We start from the raw sequence: 25105 nt of genomic DNA on the forward strand, positions 1-25105 counted from the left end.
GGGTGCGCTCCCACAGTGGCCTCGCGATTTGAGGAGACGTGGCTCCCGATGTGACCGGCCCTTTGTGGGAGGGCACCCTGTGCCCGACATGCCACGCGCCGGACAGGCCGTTTCGTGTTTGACTATGCCCCTCTCCCACCACCCGCTCCGCTGTGTCCGCCCGACCCCGCAAGATCATCCATGTGGACATGGACGCGTTCTACGCGTCGGTGGAGCAACGCGACGATCCCTCGTTGCGCGGCAAGCCCGTGGTGGTGGCGTGGCGCGGTGCGCGCTCGGTGGTGTGTGCGGCGAGCTATGAGGCGCGCAAGTTCGGCGTGCGCTCGGCCATGCCTGCGGTGCGCGCGGAGCGGCTGTGCCCCCAGGCCATCTTCGTGCCGCCCGACTTCAGCCGCTACAAGGCGGTGTCGCGGCAGGTGCGCGAGATCTTCGCGCGCCACACGCCGCTGATCGAACCGCTGTCGCTGGACGAGGCCTATCTCGACGTCACCACCACCCTGACCAGGCTGCCCTCGGCGACGGCCACGGCGGAGGCGATCCGGGCGGCGATTCGCGAAGAAACCCAGCTCACGGCATCGGCGGGCGTCGCACCCAACAAGTTTCTCGCCAAGATTGCGTCAGACTGGCGCAAGCCTGACGGTATCTTCGTCGTGCGCCCGCATCAGGTGGCTGCCTTTCTCGCGCCGCTTCCGGTCGGCCGCCTGCCCGGCGTGGGCAAGGTGATGGAAGCCAGGCTCGCCGAGTTGGGCATCGCCACCGTCGGCGACGTACGCACCTTCCACGCGCTCGAACTTGAGCAGCGCCTGGGACGCTGGGGTCGACGCCTGCACGAGCTCTCATTGGGCATCGACGACCATCCCGTGCAGCCCGATCGCCCCACCTTGCAGGTGTCGGCGGAAGACACCTTCGAGCACGACCTGACCCTGGACGAGATCGAGCCGCATATACGGCGATTGGCTGAAAAAGCCTGGGCTGCACACGAGCGCGAGGCCTCGGGCGAGCACGCGCGCGTCGCTCGCACCGTGGTCCTGAAGCTCAAGACCTCAGACTTCCACACGCTGACACGTAGTCTCACGCCAGCTTCACGTCCGGACTCGGCCAGGGAGCTGGCCGACATCGCCTGTGCCTTGCGCGACCGCGTGGAGCGACCGTCGGAATCCCGCTACCGCCTGGTCGGCGTAGGACTGGCGGGCTTCGTGGAGGCGGACAGTTTTGTCGCGCAAAGCGACCTGTTCGGAGCGATTGGTTTCAACTGAAACCACGCAAGGAAGTAAACCTAGGCCGAAAGAATTGTTAAAGAGGTCTTGTCTCGATCTCATTTTCCTGAAACAGTGGACTCGGGGAACCCATCAAGCGGTGCAACACCTGTAGACGTCTAGGCGCCTATAGCGGGGACTCTTTTGCCTACGAATTCGGGGAGACAACCATGCAGTCCAATTACAATCGACTATCGATAGCGGTACGTTTAGCGCTTTCCGTAGGTATCGCTTCCACGGCCGTGATGGCCCAGGCCGAGGACGTCGCAAACAAGGACGCAACGGGCGACCAAGCCCAAACCAACGCACAGACTCAGGGAACCGCCGACCAGGCCGCAAGCAAGTCCACGGCCAAGACGCTTACCGCCGTTTCCGTCACCGGCTCCCTGATCCGCCGCGTCGATGCGGAAACCGCCAACCCGGTGGTGACCATCGATCGCACGGCGATCACCAACAACGGCTCGCCCACGCTGGGCAATGTGATCCAGCAGCTGCCCAGTGTTTCGGGCAACGCGACCAATACGCAGAACAACAGCAACGGCGGCGGCGTCGCCAGCCCGACGCTGGAAGGCGGCGACGGCGCGGCACGCGTATCGCTGCGCGGCCTGGGTACCGACCGTACCCTGGTGCTGATCGACGGCCAGCGCCTGGCCAACCCCGACCTCAACATGATTCCGCAGAACATGATCGAGCGCGTGGACGTGCTGGCCAACGGCGCCTCCACGGTCTATGGCTCGGATGCGGTCGGCGGCGTGGTGAACTTCATCCTGCGCAAGGATTACAAGGGCGCCGAGCTGAGCGTCAACGACGGCATCTCCTCGCACGGCGATGGCCAGCGTCATGGTGGCCAGTTCACCGTGGGCGCCACCGGCGACCAGGGCAATATCGTCGCAGGCATCGACTACAACAAGCAGGATCCGGTGATCGCCACGCGCCGCAGCTTCTCGGCGCATCAGCTGTCGCTGTACAGCTCCGGCCCGCAGGTCTCCGGCTCGCATACCGTTCCCACCGGCAAGTTCCAGCTGCCTGCGGGCAATCCCAACCTGCCTGCCGGTTGCACCTCCGGCCTGCTCACGCTGGCCAGCGGCAACGGCAGCAGCCCCAGCGACTATCGCTGCTTCAACAACGCCAGCGACGTCTACAACTACAACGCGTTCAACTACATCCAGACGCAGTCCGAGCGCACCAATCTGTTCGTGCTCGGCAATTACAAGATCAACGATCACGTCACCTTCTTCGGCGATGCGTTCTACAACCACACGCATTCGTCCGGCCAGGACGCGCCCGCGCCCACCAGCGGTACGGACGGCTGGTCGGTGGCCGCGAACAATCCGAACAACCCGTTCGGCGTGCCGTTCGGTGATCCGGCAGTCCAGGGCAACAACCTGATCAGCACGCGCCTCACCGGCGTGGGCGCTCGCGTGCACACCTTCAGCACCGACAACCAGCAGGTCAATGCCGGTCTGCGTGGTGACTTCGGTGGCAACAACTCCTGGATCTGGGACGCCAGCGTCGACTACGGCCGCACGCATCGCGTGCAGACCAATTTCAACGAGGTGAACATCCCCGCCCTGCAGGCGGCGATCGACGCGGGCGCCAACATCTTTGACCAGGCCGATCCCGCGGTGGGCGCGCAGCTCGCCAAGGGCGTGAGCAACCCGACCTACGCGATGACGCAGACCATGAAGCAGGTCCAGGCCAACGCGTCGGGCGGCCTGTGGGATCTGCCCGCCGGCACCATGCAGCTGTCTACCGGCGTGCTGTATCGCAAGAACACGATGGATTACACCGTCACCAGCGATGCATTGCTCGACGTGACGAAGGGTACCTGCGTTGTGCTGCAGGAAGCCTGCGGCTCGCCGGCCAGCGGCAGCATCAACGTGAAGGAAATCTACGCCGAAACGCTGATCCCGCTGCTCTCCGAACAGCCCTGGGCGTACTCGTTGAACGTCGACCTTGGCCTGCGCACGTCCAACTACAGCACCACCGGCACCACCACCAACGGCAAGTTCGCGGTGGAATATCGTCCGATCCAGGACCTGCTCGTCCGCGGCACCGTTTCGCAGGTGTTCCGCTCGCCGAACCTGGACGAACTGTATGACGGCCAGACCATCACCAACCCGACGGTCAACGACCCGTGCTACAACCTGTCGGCAGCCCAGCTGCAGCAGCACGCAGCGGCCTGTCAGTTCATGCCGCCCAACACCAACTACACCAGCACCCTCAACACCCAGATCGCGGGTCATTACTCGGGTGCGGCGACGGTGGGCAGCACGCTCAAGCCGGAAAAGGGCAAGTCCTATGACCTGGGCTTCGTCTATTCGCCGAGCTGGCTGGAAGGCGCGTCGGGCACGGTGGACCTGTGGCGCATCACGCTGAAGGACATGCTGACCATCATTCAGGCACAGACCGTGCTGAATGAGTGCTACGCCGACAACGGCAGCCCGTACTGCCCCTTCATCAACCGCTACGGCACCGGCACCTCGATCCCGGGTGGCATCAACTACGTCAACACGCCGTACGTGAACCTGGGCAACCTCAGCACCAGCGGCGTCGACTTCACGTTGAACTACGCCATCCCGCACTTCGATGTGGCCGGCGTGAACCCGGGTAACTTCAAGACGTCGCTCAGCGGTACGTACATCGATACGTTCAAGAACGACGCCACCCCGGGCGCACCGGGTGCCGAGACGATCAACTATGCCGGCACCTACACCCAGCAGTTCGGCAACATCAGCCGCTGGCGCGGTGCGTTGACGATCAACTGGGCGCTGGGCAACTGGAGCGCCCAGTGGCAGAGCCGTTACATCAACCACCTGAGCAACCTCACGTCCTACGCCGATACCGGCCAGGCCGTGTCGATGCCGATGGGCGGCATCACGTACCACAACATCCAGGCAGGCTACGAGTGGGCAGCGATCCACACGAAGATCGACCTGGGCATCGACAACCTCAGCGGCCGCATCCCGCCGCTGGTGTACCAGAACGGCCTGAACTACAACGTCGATACGGCAACGTATGACGTAATGGGCCGCTACTACTGGGCACGCGCCACCGTGAAGTTCTAAGCAGGCAACAAGGCGTGGCCGCAGCATTCGCTGCGGCCACGCCGCTGTTAAGATCGGGCGATGAGCACGTCTGCACATCCATCGCCCACTGCCTTGGCGGCCAGCATGCTCGCCGCCTATAACGCCGGCGACATGCCCCGCGTACTGGCCCTGGGCCAGGCCATCGGCGAGCTGTCCGTGGCCGATGAAACCAGCCTGCTGCTACTGAGCGCTGCACAGCAGGCGACGGGGCACTTCAGCGACGCCCTGGTGCTATGCCGTGAACTGACCCAACGGCGTCCGGACGTCTCCGCGTATTGGAACAACCTCGGCATCGTCGCCCGGCAGACGTCGGCGCTGGACCTCGCCGAACAGGCACTGCGCAAAGCCCTCGAGCTCGCGCCGCACGAAGCGGAAGTCTGCTACAACCTCGGCCTGCTCTACGCGCAGCAACAACGCTGGCTGCTGGCCCGCGAAATCCTGCTTGAAGCCGTCACGCTGGCGCCCGCCTTCATCGAGGCCCGCCTGCAGGCTGCTTACGCTTGCCACTTCTGCGGCGACACCCGCGGCGCCGAAGTGATGCTCGAAGGCGCAAAAGACTGGCCGCCACAGACGGCCGACCAGGCCTTGATCCTGGCCACCATCCTGTCGAGCCTGGGCTACCAGGACAGCGCCTTCCGCAGCCTGGCCCAGGCCATCCTGCCCGAGGGATCAGAGCGCGTGTCCTTGATGCAACGGATCACCGCACTGCGCGCCTCGATGTACGAGCGCAGCAATCGCCTCGACGAGGCTCGCGCCGAATTGACCCAGTTGCCGCTGGACATGCTCAGCTCGCTGCCGCCCACCGAGTGGGAGCTGCGCCATGCCGGCATCCAGGTGCACGCCAGCATCGCGTCCCGTGAGGGCGAGCGCGAGCATGCCGCCCAGTTGTTCCAGCAACTGCAAGGCGAACGCAGCGATGCCCACCTGCAGGCCAATGCGGCCTTCAGCCTCGCCGGCATCCGCGACAAGCAGGGGCGGCGCGACGAGGCCTGGCAGGCGCTGCAGGACGCACACGCCGCGCAGCTGCGTTTTGCCCACGACTTCGTGCCGGAGCTTTTGGAAGAAGGTAGCCAACCGCTCGAGATGGTGGAGCACACCGTCGGCCGGCTCGCGCATGATCGCTGGTCCGCCCTGCGTGCTCCTCGCAGCGATGAAAGCCCGGTTTTCGTGGTCGGCTTTCCCCGCTCAGGCACCACTTTGCTGGAGCAGATGCTCGACGCCCATCCCCGCTTTCGTTCGATGGACGAGCGTGCCTTCATCTACGAGCTGATCAAGCGCATGCAGCTGGCGGGGCAGACCTATCCGGCCGATCTGGCCGGACTTACCCAAGGCAATGCGGACCAGTTGCGCAGCATCTACGCCGACGTCGTGCGGCGGGTCGCGCCGGACCTGGGCGACCGCCAGCTGGTCGACAAGAATCCGCTGAACATGCTGTGCCTGCCGATGATCATGCGGTTGTTTCCCGAAGCACGCATCATCCTGTGCCTGCGCCATCCCTGCGATGTGCTGCTCAGTTGCTATATGCAGGCGTTCCGCTCGCCGGCCTTCATGGTGTTGTGTTCCTCGCTGGAGCGGCTGGCGCGTGGCTACGTGGATGCGTTCGAACACTGGTTCCGCCATGTCGAAGTCTTCGCGCCGCGCGTACTCGAATGGCGCTACGAATCGGTGGTGTCGCGCTTCGACGATCACGTCGCCAAGCTCGGCCAGTTTCTGCAACTGGACGACAGCGCGCCGATGGCGCGCTTCGCGGAGCACGCACGGGCAAAGGGCTATATCAGTACGCCCAGCTATGCGCAGGTCACCGAGGGCATCCATCGCAAGGCGGTCAACCGCTGGCACGCCTATCGCGAGATGTTCGAGCCGGTGCTGCCCATCTTGCAGCCCACGCTGGATCGACTGGGCTACGAAACCTATCCTTGAATGCGGTGCCCGCGGCACCGCGCGTTTGATGACCGCGATGGAAGAATTCAACATGCATTTCGAAGTCCCCAAAGTGAAGATGCATTCGCTGCGCGAATTCCTGCAGCACTACCTGATGATCGTGCTCAGCATCCTCACCGCGCTGGGCCTGGAACAGTGGATCGAGGGCGCGCACCACCGGCACGCCGCCGAGTATGCGAGTACGCAGATCGATTCGGAGCTCGACACCATGCTGCGCGACATCCAGTCGGCCATCGACACCGACGAGAAGAAGCTCGCACCACTGATCGCCATCGACAAGGCCATCAACGATGACGTGCAGAAGGGCCTGCCGGATGCCGAGATCAACAAGCACATCCGCGAACTCAAAGGCGGTTTCCGGCTCAGCATCAACTGGCCCGCGTTCAACACGCAGGCCTGGGACGTCGCCGTCGCCAACCAGTCGGCCACCTGGATCAATGTCGAGCGCCTGCACCGATACACCGCCGCATACGCCGCTGTACGCGATGCCGCCAGCTGGACCACGCACAATGCGACGGTGGCACTCGACGCGCCGCGGATGATCAACCTGCAGACGCGCATCAACCTGGGCAGGGACGTCGACCCGGTGGAATTCCTCAGTGTGTCGCAGCAGATGATCAACAGCTCCAAAGAGACCATCGCGTACATGCAGGATGCGTCCAAGCCGATCAAGGCGGCCTTGGCGAAGACGGAGCCTTGATCCGCTTCGACGATACAAGGCGCCGTCGCACGGCGGCGCCGCATCGCTTCACCTGACCGCAGTGACCCTGCAATACAACGCGACGAAACTGCGCACTGCATGCCGCAAGGCTCGTGTTGCATGCATCGCATCGAAAGACTTCACGCATCGGTCACAACTCGCTACATCGTCGTTCGCAAAGTGCGCATCACGTCACAGACATTGCGCGCATCACAAAAACCGCTTGTTTTAGGCACTCTGCGACGGGTGCGAAGCACGTCGAGGCAGGCTTTCCCAGGTCGTCGCAATGACGCCATTCGTGCCCGTGCAATTTTGCGACGGCATCGAAATGAGTACGCGCAAGTTCACCTAATGCGCGCAGGAAGAACTTGTTTGTACTCAACAGCTCGCATCGCTTTGATCGATGCAAGCCTCGCTGTCGAATTGCTTACAGCGAAAGACGCACTTTATTTCGATTTGCAACAGCGATTTTTATGCGTTACCAAGCCCGGCAGAGCACTCGCCATCACCGGGGTTTTCGAGTGTTCGTGATCGAAACGTGATCGCTCCAACTCCTTCCGTCCGGAAGGACCAACGCAACCGTATGACTCGCTGCAACGTTCCGTTGCTGGCGTGAGGGTTAGTTGTTGTCTGTGATCGGCCACCGGAATTCCCCGGGGCCGAAACCAATAGCTATTCGCGTACCAGGGAGATATCCATGCGTGCACAAACCAAGATCGCTCTTCTCGCCGGCCTGATTGCCGCCGCCTGCCTGCCTGCCGTCGTTTCCGCCCAAACGGCGAACCGCATCGGTTCGCTGGAAGAACAGGCCCAGGCCAGCTGGCGCGAGAGCATGGCGCATATCGCCACGCCGTCGGAAGGCTGTTTCCAAGCCACCTATCCCAGCGTCATCTGGCACCAGGCTGCCTGCCACGCGCTGCAGCCGCGCGTCGCGCCGGTGCCGCGCTTCAAGCTGTTCAACAGCGGCGCCGCGCAGACCGCGGGCAACGGCAATGACTACACCATCCAGACCAGCAGCCTGATCACGCAGGCCGTGGGCAGCTTCCCGTCGGTGACGGGCGTTACCTCGGAGAAGGGCGTGGGCGTGGCGGCTTATGGCGGCGGCGGCATCCTGGGCGCGAACGAGTACTCGCTGCAGATCAACTCGAGCTTCGACGACACCACCTCGGTCTGCAAGAGCCATTCGGGTTGCACGGTGTGGCAGCAGTTCGTCTATGCGCCCGACTACGAGGTGCAGGGCTCGGCCGCCGTCTTCATGCAGTACTGGCTGATCGGCTGGGGCAGCTCGCGTTGCCCGAGCGGCTTCGGCAGCGACGGCGAAGGCGATTGCTACAAGAACAGTGCCGCCGCGTCGGCGCCCGACGTGCCGGCCACGCAGCTGGGCAACGTGAAGCTCACCGGCACGGTTACCGCTGGCGGCAACGACACCGTGGTCTTCACCAATGGCACCACGGCCTATAGCTCCAGCGGCAAGGACAGCGTGCTGTTGCTGGCCAGCGTGTGGAAGGTCGGCGAGTTCAACGTGGTCGGCAATGCGGGCGGTTCGGAAGCGCAGTTCAACAGCGGCTCATCCATCACCGTGAAGCTCGCGGTCACCGACGGCTCGACCGCCGTGCCGTCTTGCGTGGCCAACTCCGGCTCCACCGGCGAGAGCAACAACCTCAACCTCGGCAGCTGCACCGCCAGCGGCGGCTCCACGCCGTCGATCCAGTTCACCGAATCGAACTGATCGCCTGGCCAAAAAAGAAGAGCCCGGGATATCCCGGGCTCTTCGTCTGCATCACTAGCAGTCGCTTACTTTTTCTTCTTCGGAATATACAGATCGGTGATGGTGCCTTCGTAGACTTCGGCCGCCATGCCCACCGACTCGCCCAGCGTGGGATGCGGATGGACGGTGAGGCCGATATCGGCCGCTTCCGCGCCCATCTCGATGGCCAGGCACAGCTCGCTGATCAGGTCGCCCGCGTGCGGGCCGACGATGCCGGCACCGACAATGCGATGGGTCTCTTCGTCGAAGATCAGCTTGGTGAAGCCCTCGGTGCGGTCGATGCCGATGGCGCGTCCGCTGGCTGCCCAGGGGAACTTGCCCACGCCGATCTTCAGGCCCTTTTCCTTCGCCTCGCGCTCGGTGACGCCGACCCAGGCAATTTCCGGATCGGTGAAGGCGACCGACGGGATCACGCGCGCATCGAAATAGCTCTTCATGCCGGCCACGACTTCCGCGGCCACGCGTGCTTCGTGCGTCGCCTTGTGCGCCAGCATCGGCTGACCCACCAGGTCGCCGATGGCATAGATGTGCGGCACGTTGGTGCGCATCTGCGTGTCGACGTTGATGAAGCCACGATCGGTCACTGCCACGCCGGCCTTGTCGGCGCCAATCTTGTTGCCGTTGGGCGAGCGGCCCACGGCGACCAGCACGCGATCGAACACGGTGGTCTCGGGAATGCTTTCGCCTTCGTAGCTGACCTCGATGCCCTTCTTGCCGGCCTTGGCCTCCACCACCTTGGTCTTGAGGTGCACGCCCTTGAGCTTCTTGGCCAGACGCTGGGCCAGCGGCTTGATCAGGTCGGCATCGGCGCCGGGGATCAGCTGGTCCATGAACTCGACCACGGTCACTTCGCTGCCGAGTGCGGAATACACCGTGGCCATTTCCAGGCCGATGATGCCGCCGCCGACGACCAGCAGCTTTTTCGGCACGTCCTTGAGCTCAAGCGCGCCGGTGGAATCGATGATGCGCTCGTCATCCCACGGGAAGGCCGGCAGGCGCACGGCCTGCGAGCCGGCGGCGATGATGGCGTGCTCGAAGCGCAGCAGCTTGGTGCCTTCGGCCGTCTGGACTTCCATTTCGTTGGGCGACACGAAGGTGCCCACGCCTTGCACCGTGCGCACCTTGCGCTGCTTGGCCATGCTGGCCAGGCCGCCGGTGAGCTTGCCGACCACCTTGGTCTTGAAGTCGCGCAGCTTGTCCAGGTCGAGCTTGGGCGCGCCAAAGGTGACGCCGTGCGCAGCCATGGCCTCGGCTTCGTCGATCACGGCGGCCGCGTGCAGCAGCGCCTTGGACGGGATGCAGCCCACGTTGAGGCAGACGCCGCCGAGCGAGGCATAGCGCTCGACCAGCACGGTGTCGACGTCCAGATCGGCCGCGCGGAACGCCGCCGTGTAGCCGCCGGGGCCGGAGCCGAGCACGACCAGTTTGCATTCGATGTCGGGCGTGCGGCCCGATGCGCCAGCAGCTTGCGGCGCTTTCGCCCCCTCTCCCCCCTGGGGAGAGGGTTGGGGTGAGGGGCGGGTGCTCGCGGGAACGTTGCCAGCGGGCGACTGAGGCGAGGCCGACCCCTCACCCCGGCCCTCTCCCCGCTGGGGAGAGGGAGAAGTGCTGCCTTCCGCAGCCTCCAAGACGGCAATCAGCGCGCCCTCGGATACTTCGTCGCCCACCTTGACCTTCAGTTCCTTGATCACGCCGGCGGCGCTCGACGGAATTTCCATCGTGGCCTTGTCCGATTCGAGCGTGATCAGGCTCTGTTCCTTGGCGACCGTGTCGCCGACCTTCACCAGCACCTCGATCACCGGCACGTTGTCGTGACCGCCGATGTCGGGGACTTTGATTTCGATGGTGCTTGCCATGGGGAATCCTTAGTTCTTGTTCGCTACGCATGTGGGGCGACGCTAGAGCCGCCCCTCACCCCAGCCCTCTCCCCGGAGGGGAGAGGGAGCTAAGAGCGCGTCAGAGCAGCAGGCGGCGGATGTCGCCCAGCTGCTGTGCGAGGTAGGTGGCGAAGCGCGCGGCGAGCGCGCCGTCGATCACGCGGTGGTCGTAGCTCAGCGAGAGCGGCAGGATCAGGCGCGGGGCAAATTCCTTGCCGTTCCACACCGGCTTCATGGCAGCCTTGGACACGCCAAGAATGGCCACTTCCGGGGCGTTGACGATCGGCGTGAACGAGGTGCCGCCAATGCCGCCCAGCGAGGAGATCGAGAAGCAGCCGCCGGACATGTCGTTCGGACCGAGCTTCTTGTCGCGCGCCTTCTTGGAGATCTCGCCCAGTTCGGTGGCCAGATCCAGCAGACCCTTCTTGTCGCAGTCGCGGATCACCGGCACCACCAGGCCATCGGGCGTATCCACCGCGATGCCGATGTGGAAGTACTTCTTCAGGGTCAGCTTCTCGCCGCTCACGTCCAGCGAGGAATTGAACTGCGGGAATTTCTTCAGTGCGGCGACCACGGCCTTGATCTGGAACACCAGCGGGGTGATCTTCAGATCCTTGTTTTCTTCGCCGAGCTTCTTGCGGAAGGCTTCCAGCTCGGTGATGTCAGCGTCTTCGTGCTGGGTGACGTGCGGGATCATCGCCCAGTTGCGCGCCAGGTTGGCGCCGGAGATCTTCTGGATGCGCGACAGCGGCTTCTCTTCGATCTCGCCGAACTTGCTGAAGTCGACCTTCGGCCACGGCAACAGATTGAGGCCGCCGCCTGCAGCAACGGGAGCGCCGGTGGGACGCGCGCCCGAGGCGAGTGCGTGCTTCACGTAGCCGGTGATGTCTTCACGCTGGATGCGGCCGCTGCGACCGGTGCCCTTCACCTGGCGCACGTCCACGCCCAGCTCGCGCGCAAAGGCGCGGATGGCGGGGCTGGCGTACGGGGCATCGCCCGGCATCACGATGCCGGCGTCGAACGGCGGACGCGCGGTGGGCGCCACATCGCCTTCGGGCGCGTTGCCCGGCAGCACGCTGCGGCCACCGACGGGCTCAGGCTTTTCTTCGACCGTCGGCGCGGCGACCTTGGCGGCTGCCGGTGCGGGAGCGGGAGCCGGTGCGGGCGCAGCGGCCCCACCGGCAGCTTCCACCAGCGCAATCACGCTGCCTTCGGACAGCTCGTCGCCGATCTTGACCTTGATCTCTTTCACCACGCCCGCGAACGGGGCAGGCACTTCCATGGTGGCCTTGTCCGATTCGAGCGTGATCAGGCTCTGGTCCTTGGTGATGGTGTCGCCCACCTTCACCAGGATCTCGATCACCGGCACGTCTTCGCTGCCGATATCGGGCACCTTCACTTCCTGCACGCCACCGCCGCCAGCCGGAGCGGCTGCGGGGGCCGGTGCGGCAGCCGCCGGTGCGGGAGCCGGCGCAGGCGCCGCCTTGGCGGGCGCCTCGGCCTTGGCCGGCGCGGCAGCCTGCTTGGGAGCAGGCGCGGCAGCCTCGCCATCGGCTTCGATGATGGCGATCAGCGTGCCCTCGGACACCTCGTCGCCCACCTTCAGCTTGAGTTCTTTCACCGTGCCCGCGAACGGGGCCGGCACTTCCATCGTCGCCTTGTCCGATTCCAGCGTGACCAGGCCCTGTTCCTTGGCGACCTTGTCACCGGGTTTCACCAGCACTTCGATCACCGGCACGTTCTCGCTGCCGATATCGGGAACGCGTGCTTCTTTAAGGTCGGCCATGGTTGCTCCTACGGATGGCGATGGCGAGCCGGCGGGGATGACGGCCGCGTAAGGTTTTCAATGATAGCGAACGAGACCCCGTTCTGGACGCTTTTGGATCGTTTGAAGGCACCATTCGCATACGTATGCAAGACTTTGGTCTAGCTATTCCGGGCCTGCCGCAACCACGATCCCGGCCGCAGCATTCCACTTGGTCAGCTGGTCTGCTCCGACGGTCGTCCCTGCAGCATCACCAGGGACTGCGGGGGCGGCGAGAGACTGATGCCCTGCGCCTCGAAACGCTCCTTGAGCGCGCGCAGCAGGTCGGTCTGCGCGCCCCAGGTATCGGCGCTCTTGGTATAGGCGCGCAGCACCAGCACCACGCCGCTGTCGCTGAGGCTCTCGGTCCACACGCCCGGCGCAGGATCTTTCAGGATGCGCGCGTCGGCGTCGAACAGGCCGCGGATCAACTCCATCGCCTTGCCGAGATCGTCCTTGTAGCCCACGCGCACCTTCGCCTCGAAGCGACGCGTGCCGCGCCGGTTGAAATTGATGATGGCGTCCGAACCGATCTTGGCATTGGGCACGACCGCCTCGCGGTTGTCGGGCATGGTCAGCATGGTGTGCATCAGGCTCACCGCTTCCACCGTGCCTTCCACGCCGCCGGCCTGGATGTAGTCGCCCACCCGGAACGGTCGAAACACGATCAACAGCACGCCCCAGGCCAGATTGCTCAGCGATCCCTGCAAGGCCAGGCCAATGGCCAGGCCGCCCGCGCCCAGCGCTGCCACCAGCGGCGCCGACGGCACGCCGGCCTGCTGCAGCGCCATCACGATCAGCAAGGCGATCAGCACGCCATAAATGAGGTTGCGCAGAAATCCGCTGAGCGTCACGTCCACGTTCGCCCGATGCATCGCGCGCTGGGCGATATTGGCCACGCGCGCGGCCAGCCATATGCCAACCAGCAGCAGCAAGACGGCCAGGCCGATATTGATAAGCACCGCAATGGTGGCTTCGGAAAGCGGCAGACGGGCCAGAAGATCGTGCATGGATCGCGGTTCTCTCGACGAAAAAACCCCGCGAGGGTAGCAGCGCAACAATCAAGGTTCCGTTGCGCCCACGAAAAATGACCGCGTCGACAGCACCGACGCGGTCCAGTGTCTGGCAGGGGAGCCCTGACGATGGATCAGTGCGCGGATTCGCCTCCGCCGGCGCGGGCACTGTCCGTGGCTGTGGTCAGCTTCTTGTTGTGTTCTTTGTCGTACGCCAGCAGTTGCAGGCGCGAACCGTCCTGCAGGCGGAATTGGAACTGGTGTTGCAGGGTGTCCAGCGAACTGAGTTTCGGGCACAGCGCATCGGCGTGCTTGTCCAGTTCGTCGGCGCGTTTGTTGACTTCGCGGTCGATGCTCTTGTCCAGCGACTCGGCGCGCGCTTCAAGCGCGGCCACCTTACTCTGGTCGCCGGAAAGCGCCGCCGAGACGGCCTCACCGGCCACCTTGGAAACCAGATCGGAGACGGAATTCTCGACGCTCTTTTCGACGACCTCTTCCATGTCGTTCGATTTCCATACGCCCTTGCCCAGCCCGTCATCGACGCGGGCCAACGCCAGGCGATGGTTTTCGTCCAGACGCCCCACCATGCGGCGACGCTCGTCGTCATTCTCGGCGAAGGTCAGCAGCACGGTGCGCATGGCGGCAAAACCGATGTTGACGCCTTCACGCGCGATGCCGGCCACTTCCGGCAATAGCAGCCGCACCTGTTGCTCGTAGTCGCGCAGGCGTGCGGCATCCTCGTTGCTCACCGCCACGTCGCGGCCATCCACACGCAGGCGGCCGTCATGCATGAACACGTCGGCGGGCTTGCCGTCGTCGCGGTGGAAACCGATGCCGCTGGGCATCACCTGCACATCGTAGGCCGTCGAATAGCCGCAATGACCGTCATGCACCTCCAGATCGTGCGCGTGCGCCGCGCCGCCCAAGGCCAGTCCAGCTGCCAGCGCGCAAGCCATCATGGTGGTACGCATGTCGTTCCCCTTCCGTGTGCCCCATGCCGTGGGCTTCGAAAGTCACGATGCAGCACCGCACCGCCGCCAGGCATGGGCTTGAGGTCATGCCCTGCCACCAGTCACCCGGGACTTCCGGGCTATGACGCAGCGCGCATAGGAATGCGCCGACAGGCACGCTAAGTTCCGAAGACGCAAATCGCCACGGGGAGGCGGGGGATGCGGGAAGGGTGCGATGTGGTCGTGGTGGGAGCCGGCCTCGCCGGGCTGGTGGCCGCCACGGAGCTGGCCGATGCCGGCAAGCGCGTGCTGGTGCTCGAGCAGGAACCGGAACAAAGCCTGGGGGGACAGGCGTTCTGGTCCTTCGGCGGACTGTTTTTCGTCGACTCGCCGGAACAGCGGCGCATGGGCGTGCGCGACTCGCATGCGCTGGCACTGGCCGACTGGATGGGCACGGCGGCGTTCGATCGCCCCGAGGACCAATGGCCGCGTCGCTGGGCCGAGGCCTATGTGGACTTTGCCGCTGGCGAAAAGCGCGCCTGGCTGCACGCCATGGGTATGCGCTGGTTTCCGGTGGTGGGCTGGGCCGAGCGCGGCGGGCACGGTTCCATCGGTCACGGCAATTCGGTGCCGCGCTTCCACGTCACCTGGGGCACCGGCCCCGGCGTGATCGAACCGTTTGTGCGTCGCGCCCGCGAAGCGCAGGCGAAAGGCTTGCTGCATTTCGGCTTCCGCCATCGCGTGGATGAGTTGATGGTGGAAGCCGGCGCCGTGGTGGGCGTGCGCGGCAAGGTGCTCGCGGCCGACGGCATGGCGCGCGGCAAGCCCAGTTCGCGCGATGTGCTGCACGATTTCGAACAACGCGCGCAGGCAGTGATCGTGGCCTCCGGCGGCATCGGCGGCAATCACGCGCTGGTGCGCCGCAACTGGCCGGAGCGGCTCGGGCCGCCGCCCGCGCACATGCTGTGCGGCGTGCCGGCGCACGTGGATGGCCGCATGCTCGGCATCACTGAAAGCGCCGGTGCTCGCCTGATCAATCGCGATCGCATGTGGCACTACGTGGAAGGCATCGAAAACTGGAATCCGATCTGGCCCAAGCATGCCATCCGCATCCTGCCGGGCCCTTCGTCGTTCTGGTTCGATGCCGCCGGCAACCGCCTGCCCGGACCGCTGTGGCCGGGCTTCGACACGCTGGGCACGCTGGAACATCTGCGCCGCACCGGTCACGACTACAGCTGGTTCATCCTCGACCAGCAGATCATCCGCCGCGAGTTCGCCTTGTCCGGCTCGGAGCAGAATCCCGACCTCACCGGCAAGAGCTGGCGGCAGGTGGCCAAACGCGCCGTCGGCAAGGGCGCACCCGCACCGGTGGAAGCGTTCAAGCAGCATGGCCGCGACTTCATCGTGCGCGACACGCTGGAAGAACTGGTGGCCGGCATGAATGCACTTGCCGGCAACAGCTTGCTCGACCTCGCGCATATCCGCCAGGAGATCGAAGCGCGCGACCGCCAGTTCGACAACCCATACACGAAGGACGGCCAGGTCATGGCCATCCACAACGCGCGTCGCTATCGCGGCGACAAACTGGTGCGCGTGGCCAAGCCGCATCGCCTGCTGGATCCGGCGAACGGACCGCTGATCGCGGTGCGCTTGAACATACTCACGCGCAAGACGCTGGGTGGCCTGGAAACCGATCTGGACGCGCGCGTGCTCGGCCACGACGGTCAGCCGATGCCGGGGCTTTATGCCGTGGGTGAAGCGGCGGGCTTTGGCGGTGGCGGTCTTCACGGCTATCGCGCACTGGAAGGCAGTTTCCTCGGCGGCTGCCTGTACTCCGGCCGCATCGCCGGTCGCGCCGCGGCCAAGGCCGTCGCATGAGCGTGCATGCCCTGCCGCGCATCGCCATCTACGGCGCGGGCAGCGTCGGCGGCTACCTCGGTGCCCGGCTGCACGACAATGCACGCATCACCTGCATTGGCCGCCGCCGCGTCATCGACGCCTGGCGCATCCACGGCCTGGACTGGAGCGACCTGCTGGGCGGCCACGAACACATCGCCGCACGCGAGGTGGAATTGCAGGTCAATCCGTTCGCCGCCGCCAAGGCGCACCTGGTGCTGGTCACCGTGAAGTCGTCGGCCACCGAAACGGTGGCGCGTGAACTGGCGGGAGTGATTGCGCCTGGCGTGCCCGTGGTGAGCTTCCAGAATGGGCTGCACAACGCCGCCATCCTGCGCGATGCCCTGCCCGGCCATCCGGTGCTGGCCGGCATGGTGCCGTTCAACGTGCTGCAACGCGTCCCCGGCGATTTCCACCAGGGTTCCGGTGGCGAGCTGATGGTGGAGGCGCACGAATCACTGGCGGCCTTTCTGCCGGTGTTCGAAGCATCCGGGTTGCCGCTGATGGCGCGCAACGACATGCCCGCGGTGTTGTCGGCCAAGCTGCTGCTCAACCTCAACAACGCCTTGAACGCGTTGTCCAACCTGCCCTTGAAGGAACAACTCTCGCAGCGCGACTGGCGTCGCTGCCTGGCCCTGGCGCAACGCGAAGCGCTGGCGGTGTTCGATGCCGCAGGCATGCATCCGGCCAAGCTCACGCCGCTGCCGCCGGCGTGGCTGCCGCGGGTGCTGGAGATGCCGGACAGCTGGTTCCGCCGGCTAGCCTCGCGTCTGCTGGCGATCGATCCGGTGGCGCGTTCGTCGATGTGGGAAGACCTGGAGCGCGGACGCTCCACCGAGGTCGAGGCCATCAACGGCGAAGTCGTGCGTCTGGCCGCAGCGCATCAGGTCGCCGCACCGGTCAATGCGCGACTGGTGGAACTCGTGCACCAGGTCGAACAGGCGCGGCGCACATGGACGGCGCAGGAACTGCTCGACGATTTGCGCAGCCGCGCCGCGACGTAAGCGTCGTTACTCCTGTGCTTGCGCGGCGTAAAGCTCGCGTCGCAGATTGCGCAGCGAGATGGTTTCCCACAATGCGACGCCGACCAGCAGCAGCGTCGTCGCCGTTGCCAGCGCCACCACCGGCAGTGCATGCGCAGGCCACGCCAGGGCCGCCAGCAAACCCACTCCCACCAGATGGGACAGCGGGAAATTGGTGTGGTTGACGGTCATCTTGAACAGCCCATTGCCCAGCAGGTAAAGCGCCGGTCCGCCCAGCAATACAGCGATCTGTGCCGTTTGCGCCGTCGCGAGCGGATGCGCCAGGCTCAACTCGTCGCCGACCGCGCAGGCCACGATGCCGGCCACGATCAGCAGATGCAGATAGGTATAGCCCAGCCGTGCCGTGCGACCCGGATCGGTCGACTGGATGATCGAACGGCTGCCGCGCTCCACGCCCAGGTCGAAGTAAATCCACCACATCGCCACACAGCCGACGAAGGCCATGAGGAAGGCAAACCACAGATCGGCTGTGCGCGTACCTTCCGCAAACGAGCTGCCCATCACGACCACCGATTCACCGAGCGCGATCATCACGAACAGGCTGCAGCGCTCGGCGAGATGGCCGCCCTCCACGTCCCACTCGCGCGTGTTGGATCGACCCAGGCCCGGCACGTAGAAGTACGCCGCCGGCCCCATGTATTCGATGGCCAGGGCGATGGTCCACCACGCCAGGCGCGCTGCGTCCGTCGCCAGGCCGCCCATCACCCACAACACGCCCGCCACCGCGAACCACAGCGTGATGCGATAGAAGTTCAGGCGTGCCGCCGGCGTCGACGCCCGCAACGCCCAGACCATGAACAGCGAGCGCCCCACCTGCATCGAGGCGTAGGCGCTGGCGAACATCAGGCCGTGACCGTCGAACGCCTCGGGAAGCGCCACCGACAACAACAGACCCGCAAACATCAGCGCCAGCACCAGCACGCGCACGGCAAAGCGATCGGGGTCGAGCCAGTTGGTGATCCAGCCGGTGAAGATCCACACCCACCAGACCGACAGGAACAGCAGCAGGACGTGCACGGCGCCCAGCACGCTCAGGTCGCGCAGCAGCGTGTGGGACAGCTGCGTGACGGCGTAGACAAACACCAGATCGAAGAACAGCTCGATATTGGTGACCTTGCCGTGCATGCCCGGCTGACGCGGACGCAGCAGGCTTGGCGAACGATGTTCCGCCGATTCAGTCATTTCGGACATGACGCGATCTCCCTACCCTCGCGCCTGTTATCGCATGAGCGGCGGCCGCGCCGCCATCTTGCTCAGCGACCCTCGTCGCGGATCGCGCTGACCTTGCCGTCGACCATCACGATGGTGACGACGCGATGGCCCTGGCGGTACTGCCATTGCTCGCCGCCCGACGATGCCGATCGGCCGCGGCTCCCGTGGCTCTTTCGGCGACCGCCATGACGATCGTTGGAGGCGGCGGCATGCGTGCGGTACGCCGGCTTGCCCAGCAGTTCCAGCACGCGCGTTGCTGTGTCGCCCACGACCAGCACCTGGCTGCCCACGCGCAAGGTACCGCTGCCTGCATGAGCCATGCACGCGAACAACAAGATGCTCATCCCCATGGCTCGACGCATCGCTCGGCCCTCTCCCTGTGCGCTGGCGCGGAGAGTCACCTTAGCGATGCGCTACCCGGTCAGGGCATGGGTTTACAGCCGCGGCATGCTGTCGGCAGGCATCGTCTGCTGCCGTCGTTCACGCGGATGCAAAACGCTCATCGCGAGCGATCGGCGATGTCCGAGACCTTGCCATTGAGGATGGTGATGATGACGACGCGTCCGTCATCGCGCATGTACTGCCAGCGCTCGCCCTGGTAGCCGCCAAAGTCGCTTTGCACCGGCTCCTTGAAGTCCGGCTTGCCCATCATCTGCATGGCGCGCGCTGCGCTGTCGCCGACGGTCAGAACTTCGCTGCCCACCCGATAGGTATCGGCTGCCGTGGCGGTGGCGCTCAACAGCAAGAGTGCGATGAACAGATAGCGGCGCATGATGAACTCCGTGTCGTTGGTGACGCTCAGAAACCCGATCCCGGCGTCGCAAGATACTCCCGCTCCTCAGGCGTATCGAGACGACCGAGGACCGCGTTGCGATGGGGAAACCTGCCGAACCGTTCGACCACATTGTGATGGCGCCGGGCGTAGTCCAGGAAGTTCTCGAAACGCGGGCGTTCATCCGCCAGCAGGCCAGCCACCAGCCGTTCGAACAGCTGCACGCAGTGCCCCTGCAACACCGGGCTCTCGGCATGTTCGAGCGGCATATAGGCAAACACGCGCTGCATCGGCGTCAGCTGCTGGTCGTCGCCTCGGGCGACGCCATTGAGCGCCAGCACTTGCGTCATGGGATCAGCCGACCACGCGCGGGCGTCGTCGCGGTAGAGGTTGCGGCTGAACTGATCGAGCACGATCAGCAGGGCCAGCCAGCCGTGGGGTGTTTGCGCCCAATGATCGAGATCGCCGCGGCGGGCCGCGTCCAGCGTGTCTGCAAAGCGCTCGCGAATCGCCGCATCGAAGGCGTCGTCGCGCTCATACCAATGCGTCTGGGAATCGCCGGCGAACCAGAACTCCAGCACGTCCGTGGGGGTCGGCACGCGCGCTCCTCAGGATGGGCGACCGGTCAACCGTGGGTGGTACCGGCCAGGCAGTGCATATCCTTATGGATGCCGTGCAGGCGCGACAACTGGACTCTCAGCACACGCGCCGATTCATCCGAGGCCAGCGCCATCTGCTGCTCGAAACTGTTCAGCAGCGCGCACTCATGGCGGGCCAAATAGTGGACCCAGGCCGAATCGCGGTTGGAGGCCATGCCGGTGACCATGTCGGCGAGCGCGCCACGCACCGAGCCAGCCAAAGTGCCGTGCCGGGCCGGCGTTCGGCCAGCGGCATGCATCTGCGCCTGCAGGTCGCCGATCAACGCATCCAGGGTGTGCAGGTTCTCGGCCAGCAAGGCCTGCAGTCCGGGTTCGCGAACCTGGACCAGGGCCCGGCGGTACAGGTCCCGGTCATCGATGCCACGCCGGATGAGGGCGTTGTAATGCGGTGCACGCGACACGAGGTCGCCTCCTGCTCAGCTGAAAACGAATGCAGGCGCCATCCTCGTCCTTCGCCACTTAGCGTAGGGTTAATCTCGGGTCCAGACGAAACGCTCGCTCAGCGGAGGTTTTACTGGCCCACGTCCAGCAGGTTCAGTGGCTGGCCGCCGGCGCCGCGGATACCCTGCTGCAATTCAGCCAGCCGCTGGACCGCCGGGCACAAGGCCTGGACCTGCGGCCCCAGGGCCTGCATACGCTGTTCCAGCCGGGGCCGCAGCTGGGTGGTGAGGTCGCTGGCGGTATCACGCAGATTGGCCGCCGCCTGCAGGTCGCCGGTCATCGCAGCATTCATGGCCTGCTGGCCCAGATCATTGGCCAGCAGGGGCATCAGGTCGGAAGCCAGCTGGTTGGCGTATTGGTCGGCCAGATTGCCCTGCCAGTCGTGGGTACTGTTGCTGGCCGCCAGGCGCTGCTTGAGCTCCGCCGCACGGGACGCCACGCGGCGGTCGAGTTCTGACCGCGTCGCAGGGTCCAGCGAGAGACGGGCGCCTTCGTCGTGCATGGCTGCCGCCAGCATGTCCACGCCATTGGCCGCCACCGCCTTGGCGCGGGGCGCCAGGGCTCGCAGTTCACGCTCGAACAAGGCCAGGCGGTCCTGCTCGTCCGGGCGCAGGGCGACCTTGCTGCCGTCGGTGCGCAGACTGCCGTCGTGCAGTTCCACCTGGCGCGGCATCGGCTGCGGGCGATCAAACAGCAGGCGATCGGGTGCGATGGTCAGGTCGTAACTGCTGGTGGCGTGACAGGTGGTCGCCAGATCCTGTGCGTGCAAGGCCAGGCTGGCCAGCGACAGGGAGGCAACAAGGGACAGGCGGCGCAGGTACATGGGAAGCCCCGGAGCAAACGTTGCCGAAGCGATAACCCGTGCCGCGGCAACCGGGCCTGAACCGAACGCGCTCAACGCCGCGAGCGGAACTGGGCGCGCACCGACGGGCGCCCCAGCCACCAGGCCAGCCACAGCAGCACCGGCACACCGACAAACTTGATCCCCACGGCGATCAGGAATGAGCGATGCATGTGTGCCATCGCCATTTGCGAGGCGGTATCGAGCGTGTCCTGGGCGTTGGTCAGCGCCACCGCCTGGCTGAAATCCCGCCACTGCAAGAACAGCATCAGGCCGCCGACCAGGCCCCAACCCACCGCCAGCAGCACGCTGGCCAGCTGCAGCGACGGCCGTGCCCAGCCCTGGCGAAGAATGGCGCCCGCGCAGATCACCACCAGCACCAGCGACGCGGCGAAATACAGCACATCCCAGGCCAGCATCTTGTGCAGCTGGAGAATGTCGCCCGTGTTGGAATCTGGCAGCGGTTGCAGTACACGCCACAACTGGGTGGCGTGCAGCGCGTATTGCAGGCAACCGTAGGCCGCCAGCAACAGGATCAGCCAGGCCACGATGCGCCACGGCGCGAAGCCGTCGCGGCGGCTATCACTGCGCAGCATCAGCGGCATCAGGAAGACGCCTTGAGCGTGGCCAGATCGGCCAGCACCTGGGCCGAATTCTTCTCCGGATCGACGTCCTGATAGACCTTGGCAATCCGGCCCTGCGGATCGATCAGGAAGGTGGTGCGGCGCGCGTACTTGAAGCCCATCTTGGAAGCGAGCACGCCATAGGCCTGCGCCGTCTTGCTGTCGGCATCGGACAGCAAGGGGAACGGCACGTGGTATTTGGCGGCAAATTCCGCGTGTGACTTCACATCGTCCAGGCTCACGCCCAACACATCGGCACCCTGCTGGCGCAGCTTGGCGACATCGTCGCGGAACGCGCAGACCTCGGTGGTGCAACCGGGCGTGAAGTCCTTCGGATAGAAATACAGCACGACCCAGCGCCCCTGATGATCGGCCGGCGCGTGCCACTTGCCGTTCTGGTCCTGCAGGCGGAAATCAGGCGCTTTCTGACCGACCTGCGGCACGGTGGCGGCGGGCTCATCTGCGTAGGCCGGAGCCAGCAGGCCCAGCAGCAGACTCAACATCAACAGGAACGAAAGGCGACGCATCGGGACACTCCGAAGAAATTCAGGCCCAGTTTACGCGCTGCAAAACAAAGGGCGCCATGCGGCGCCCTCTGGATAACGCGTGCGATGGCGGGTTACTCGCGTTCGATCTCGAACGCGCCCACCGAAACACCGAGGTTCACGCCCTCGCCCGTGCCATGCAGGGCCAGCGACGTCGTGCCCTTGGTCAACACCTGCGCCTCGCTGCTCTTGACCACGCCTGCCTCGGCACCGGCCTGCGCATAGCTGCCGAACACATCGTCGATGCTGCGCACGTGGGTGATGTCACCCTTGCCGTTGTCGATGCGGTATTTGCCGGCGGTGATGCCGCCGCCATTGACCGAGATCTTCACCTTGGCCTTCTGGCCGTTGCTGCAGACCACCGTACCGCTGCCCGAGGCATGCTTGTAGATGAGCGACCATCCGGAAATGCTGAAGGAGAGATCGCACTTCACTTCGGCTTCCGCCGCGCGGGCCGCGCTGACCGGTGCCATCGACATGGCGCCGGCGCAGGCCAGTACGAGAGCCGCCATACCCATTGAACGCTTGATCATTTTCATCTCCTTGCAGTGAATGAGGACTTCGGACGATCTCAGCCACTGTGGTCAGCCCAGTGCCTGCACCTGTCCGCCGTAGCACCTCCATGGTCGGCAGTTCCCGTGAACGCTGTGTGCAAATAGCTGGATGCTTCGTTAACGGCATCGCGGCAACGCTGTCTTGGAGCTTAAAAAAAGCGTGTCACTCCCGTACGTTGCGTACGCGGGACATGCACTTGCATCGGTTTGCCCGACGGCGCGCATCAGCCGTAGCGCAGGCGCGCGGCGAGGATTACGCTGGTCCCGGATTCAGAAGACCGCAGGCCAATGCGCTTCGGGCCGCCCGGCATCCCGGCCCGACCCAGCGAGCCTGCCCGTGCCCGAGGTAGCGCATGCCCAAGTACTCGCTGGTCGGCTATGACGGCTCCGCCACATCGCAACGCGCGCTGCGTTTTGCCGTGCAACTGGCGCAGGCTTCCGGCGGCCGCGTCCGCGTGGTGTCGGTATTGCAGGTGACCGAAGGCAGCGCCGACACCTGCGCGCTGATGATCGCCGACCAGGGCGGCAAGCGTTGCTCCCAGTTGCTCGACGAAGTGAAGGAGCTGGTGCCCGGCACGGCATCCCTGATCGATGCCGAAGTGGTGCGCGGCAGCCCCGGCGACGTCCTGCTCGAGCAGGTACGCAACCACGCCATCGATCACATCGTGATCGGCCACACCGAGCGCGGCGCGCTCGCGCGCTGGCTGCTCGGCTCGGTCTCCAGCGACGTGCTGGAACGCGCCCACGTGCCGGTGACCGTGGTGCGCTGAGCCCGTCGACGGCCCGGCGGGTCGGCGCTCGTTAATCCCGCGTCGTCGTCTCGTCGTATGCTGTCACACGTTCGTCATGCCAGGCTGGCGCCGCGCCCCGCGGCCAGCCAGCCCTTCGGCCCCGCACAGGAAAGCCCGCGTGAGCTATGCCCAATCGTTGCCCTGGACCCTCGAAAACCTGGACTTCAGCCGGATCGACATCCCACGTGTACGCCAGAACGAAGACCTGTTCTTCCTGCTGTGCAGCGCCTCCTTCGTCGAGAGCGGTTCGGACCTGTATACGCACAACCTGGTCGACCACTTCGCCGGCGACGAAACCCTGCAGACTTGGCTCAGCCAGCATTGGGAACACGAGGAACTGCAACACGGCCGCGCCCTCGCCGCCTATGTGAGAGCGGTGTGGCCGGAATTTGACTGGGACAAGGGTTTCGCCTCGTTCTGGGCCGAATACGGCGCGGTGTGCACGGCCGATGAACTGGAACCCTGCCGCGGCCTGGAACTGGCCGCGCGCTGCGTGGTGGAAACCGGCACCGCCAGCCTCTACCGCGCCCTCAACGACATCACCGACGAGCCCGTGCTCAAGCAGCTCACCGGTCATATCAAGAGCGACGAAGTACGCCACTACAAGAATTTCTACCAGCACTACCGCCTGTATCGCGAACGCGAGGGCTTCGGACGCTACAAGATCTTTCGGGTCATCCTGCGCCGCCTCAACGAAATCCGCGGCGAAGACAGCGACATCGCCCTGCGCCATGTGTTCAACCAGTGCTATCCGCAGCACCAGGGCAACCACGCCGAGTTCAAGCGCGTCACCGGCCGCGCGCAGGATCTGCTGCGGCGGAATATTCCCGCGGAGATGACGGTGAAGATGTTGCTCAAGCCGCTGGAACTGCCGCCGCGTTTGCAGAATGCGATGGAGAAGCCGCTGGCGAAGTTGGCGGAGAGGTTGTTTCTTAATTGAGGTTTGAGCTGTGAAGTGGCGATTGCTTTGATCTCCAGCAATCGCCGCGCATGGGTACCCCGCTCCGTAGGTTTGTCGCGCACAGGGTGCGCTCCCACAAATAGCCCCTCGGCAAGCCACAAGCGTGCGCCCTCCCTTGTAGGAGCGCACCCTGTGCGCGACCGCGGCGCGTGGGTGTATCGCTTCGTCAGGTGGTCGCGCACAAGTGCGCTCCTACAAAGAGCGGCCCGCCGTCGCAATCCACGGCATGCGCACCCTTGTAGGAGCGCACCTTGTGCGCGACCGCAGCGTTGCGGCGTACCGCGCCGTGTGGCTGTCGCGCACATGGTGCGCTCCTACAAGGGAGCCGACGCCAGACAACGACCGGCAGTCGGCTCTTGATGTGGCTCT

The 25105-nt window shown here is 65.1% G+C and carries 23 protein-coding genes; 10 read left to right on the forward strand and 13 right to left on the reverse strand.

The window, feature by feature from the left end:
* The first annotated feature begins 152 nt into the window (after positions 1-152).
* The 6 genes from dinB to Y882_RS14575 all read left to right on the forward strand — a co-directional run bounded on the left by dinB (position 153) and on the right by Y882_RS14575 (position 8715).
* The gene (gene dinB, locus Y882_RS14555) at positions 153-1256 is read left to right on the forward strand and encodes a DNA polymerase IV (RefSeq protein ID WP_082121128.1); all 1104 of its coding nucleotides are present in this window, start codon (positions 153-155) and stop codon (positions 1254-1256) included.
* Between the two features lie 170 nt (positions 1257-1426).
* Complete coding sequence (locus tag Y882_RS14560) at positions 1427-4324, forward strand: TonB-dependent receptor plug domain-containing protein (protein ID WP_046972662.1); 2898 nt, start codon at positions 1427-1429, stop codon at positions 4322-4324.
* 60 nt (positions 4325-4384) lie between these two features.
* A complete protein-coding gene (locus tag Y882_RS14565; protein WP_244466352.1) occupies positions 4385-6265 on the forward strand; it encodes a tetratricopeptide repeat-containing sulfotransferase family protein in 1881 nt (626 codons plus the stop codon).
* Between the two features lie 52 nt (positions 6266-6317).
* Positions 6318-6986 (forward strand): hypothetical protein, encoded by a 669-nt coding sequence (locus tag Y882_RS14570; RefSeq protein ID WP_162207423.1) that lies wholly within the window; start codon positions 6318-6320, stop codon positions 6984-6986.
* Positions 6987-7106: 120 nt separating this feature from the next.
* Complete coding sequence (locus tag Y882_RS20275) at positions 7107-7517, forward strand: hypothetical protein (RefSeq protein ID WP_162207424.1); 411 nt, start codon at positions 7107-7109, stop codon at positions 7515-7517.
* 166 nt (positions 7518-7683) lie between these two features.
* Positions 7684-8715 (forward strand): hypothetical protein, encoded by a 1032-nt coding sequence (locus Y882_RS14575; RefSeq protein WP_156171492.1) that lies wholly within the window; start codon positions 7684-7686, stop codon positions 8713-8715.
* A gap of 65 nt (positions 8716-8780) precedes the next feature.
* Here the strand turns inward: Y882_RS14575 and lpdA are convergent, their stop codons facing one another.
* The 4 genes from lpdA to Y882_RS14595 form a co-directional block, all read right to left on the reverse strand.
* Positions 8781-10610 carry a dihydrolipoyl dehydrogenase gene (gene lpdA, locus Y882_RS14580; protein WP_046972664.1) on the reverse strand — a complete coding sequence of 610 codons (1830 nt, stop codon included), beginning with the start codon at positions 10608-10610 and terminating at the stop codon, positions 8781-8783.
* Positions 10611-10710: 100 nt separating this feature from the next.
* Positions 10711-12417 (reverse strand): dihydrolipoyllysine-residue acetyltransferase, encoded by a 1707-nt coding sequence (gene aceF / locus Y882_RS14585; RefSeq protein ID WP_046972665.1) that lies wholly within the window; start codon positions 12415-12417, stop codon positions 10711-10713.
* Between the two features lie 194 nt (positions 12418-12611).
* The gene (locus tag Y882_RS14590; protein WP_046972666.1) at positions 12612-13445 is read right to left on the reverse strand and encodes a mechanosensitive ion channel family protein; all 834 of its coding nucleotides are present in this window, start codon (positions 13443-13445) and stop codon (positions 12612-12614) included.
* Between the two features lie 137 nt (positions 13446-13582).
* Positions 13583-14419: a DUF2884 family protein gene (locus Y882_RS14595; RefSeq protein ID WP_046972667.1), complete on the reverse strand. Its 837-nt coding sequence runs from the start codon at positions 14417-14419 to the stop codon at positions 13583-13585.
* Between the two features lie 198 nt (positions 14420-14617).
* On the opposite strand from Y882_RS14595, the gene Y882_RS14600 reads away from it, so the two are divergent.
* Together Y882_RS14600 and Y882_RS14605 are read left to right on the forward strand one after the other, a co-directional pair.
* A complete protein-coding gene (locus Y882_RS14600) occupies positions 14618-16276 on the forward strand; it encodes an FAD-binding dehydrogenase (RefSeq protein WP_046972668.1) in 1659 nt (552 codons plus the stop codon).
* The gene (locus tag Y882_RS14605) at positions 16273-17298 is read left to right on the forward strand and encodes a 2-dehydropantoate 2-reductase (RefSeq protein WP_046972669.1); all 1026 of its coding nucleotides are present in this window, start codon (positions 16273-16275) and stop codon (positions 17296-17298) included. The genes Y882_RS14600 and Y882_RS14605 overlap by 4 nt, the downstream gene beginning before the upstream one ends.
* A 6-nt stretch (positions 17299-17304) precedes the next feature.
* Here the strand turns inward: Y882_RS14605 and Y882_RS14610 are convergent, their stop codons facing one another.
* The 9 genes from Y882_RS14610 to Y882_RS14650 all read right to left on the reverse strand — a co-directional run bounded on the left by Y882_RS14610 (position 17305) and on the right by Y882_RS14650 (position 22963).
* Positions 17305-18528: a low temperature requirement protein A gene (locus Y882_RS14610; RefSeq protein WP_082121129.1), complete on the reverse strand. Its 1224-nt coding sequence runs from the start codon at positions 18526-18528 to the stop codon at positions 17305-17307.
* Positions 18529-18590: 62 nt separating this feature from the next.
* Positions 18591-18893 carry a DUF2845 domain-containing protein gene (locus tag Y882_RS14615; protein ID WP_052950035.1) on the reverse strand — a complete coding sequence of 101 codons (303 nt, stop codon included), beginning with the start codon at positions 18891-18893 and terminating at the stop codon, positions 18591-18593.
* 155 nt (positions 18894-19048) lie between these two features.
* Positions 19049-19321, reverse strand: a complete 273-nt coding sequence (locus Y882_RS14620; protein ID WP_046972671.1) for a DUF2845 domain-containing protein — start codon at positions 19319-19321, stop codon at positions 19049-19051.
* A gap of 26 nt (positions 19322-19347) precedes the next feature.
* Positions 19348-19920, reverse strand: a complete 573-nt coding sequence (locus tag Y882_RS14625; RefSeq protein ID WP_046972672.1) for a DUF924 family protein — start codon at positions 19918-19920, stop codon at positions 19348-19350.
* Between the two features lie 26 nt (positions 19921-19946).
* Positions 19947-20381 carry a DUF2383 domain-containing protein gene (locus Y882_RS14630; RefSeq protein WP_046972673.1) on the reverse strand — a complete coding sequence of 145 codons (435 nt, stop codon included), beginning with the start codon at positions 20379-20381 and terminating at the stop codon, positions 19947-19949.
* Between the two features lie 110 nt (positions 20382-20491).
* The gene (locus tag Y882_RS14635; RefSeq protein WP_046972674.1) at positions 20492-21244 is read right to left on the reverse strand and encodes a DUF2884 family protein; all 753 of its coding nucleotides are present in this window, start codon (positions 21242-21244) and stop codon (positions 20492-20494) included.
* Positions 21245-21315: 71 nt separating this feature from the next.
* Complete coding sequence (locus tag Y882_RS14640; protein ID WP_046972675.1) at positions 21316-21867, reverse strand: hypothetical protein; 552 nt, start codon at positions 21865-21867, stop codon at positions 21316-21318.
* Complete coding sequence (locus tag Y882_RS14645; RefSeq protein WP_046972676.1) at positions 21867-22412, reverse strand: peroxiredoxin; 546 nt, start codon at positions 22410-22412, stop codon at positions 21867-21869. The genes Y882_RS14640 and Y882_RS14645 overlap by 1 nt, the downstream gene beginning before the upstream one ends.
* Before the next feature lie 92 nt (positions 22413-22504).
* Positions 22505-22963, reverse strand: coding sequence for a hypothetical protein (locus Y882_RS14650; RefSeq protein WP_046972677.1), 459 nt, complete (start codon positions 22961-22963; stop codon positions 22505-22507).
* Between the two features lie 374 nt (positions 22964-23337).
* Between Y882_RS14650 and Y882_RS14655 the strand changes: the two genes are divergently transcribed.
* Positions 23338-23754, forward strand: coding sequence for a universal stress protein (locus Y882_RS14655; RefSeq protein WP_046972678.1), 417 nt, complete (start codon positions 23338-23340; stop codon positions 23752-23754).
* 139 nt (positions 23755-23893) lie between these two features.
* Positions 23894-24715 carry a ferritin-like domain-containing protein gene (locus Y882_RS14660; protein ID WP_046972679.1) on the forward strand — a complete coding sequence of 274 codons (822 nt, stop codon included), beginning with the start codon at positions 23894-23896 and terminating at the stop codon, positions 24713-24715.
* Positions 24716-25105 lie beyond the last annotated feature (390 nt).

The sequence above is a fragment of the Dyella japonica DSM 16301 genome (assembly GCF_001010355.1).
Lineage (GTDB): Bacteria > Pseudomonadota > Gammaproteobacteria > Xanthomonadales > Rhodanobacteraceae > Dyella > Dyella japonica.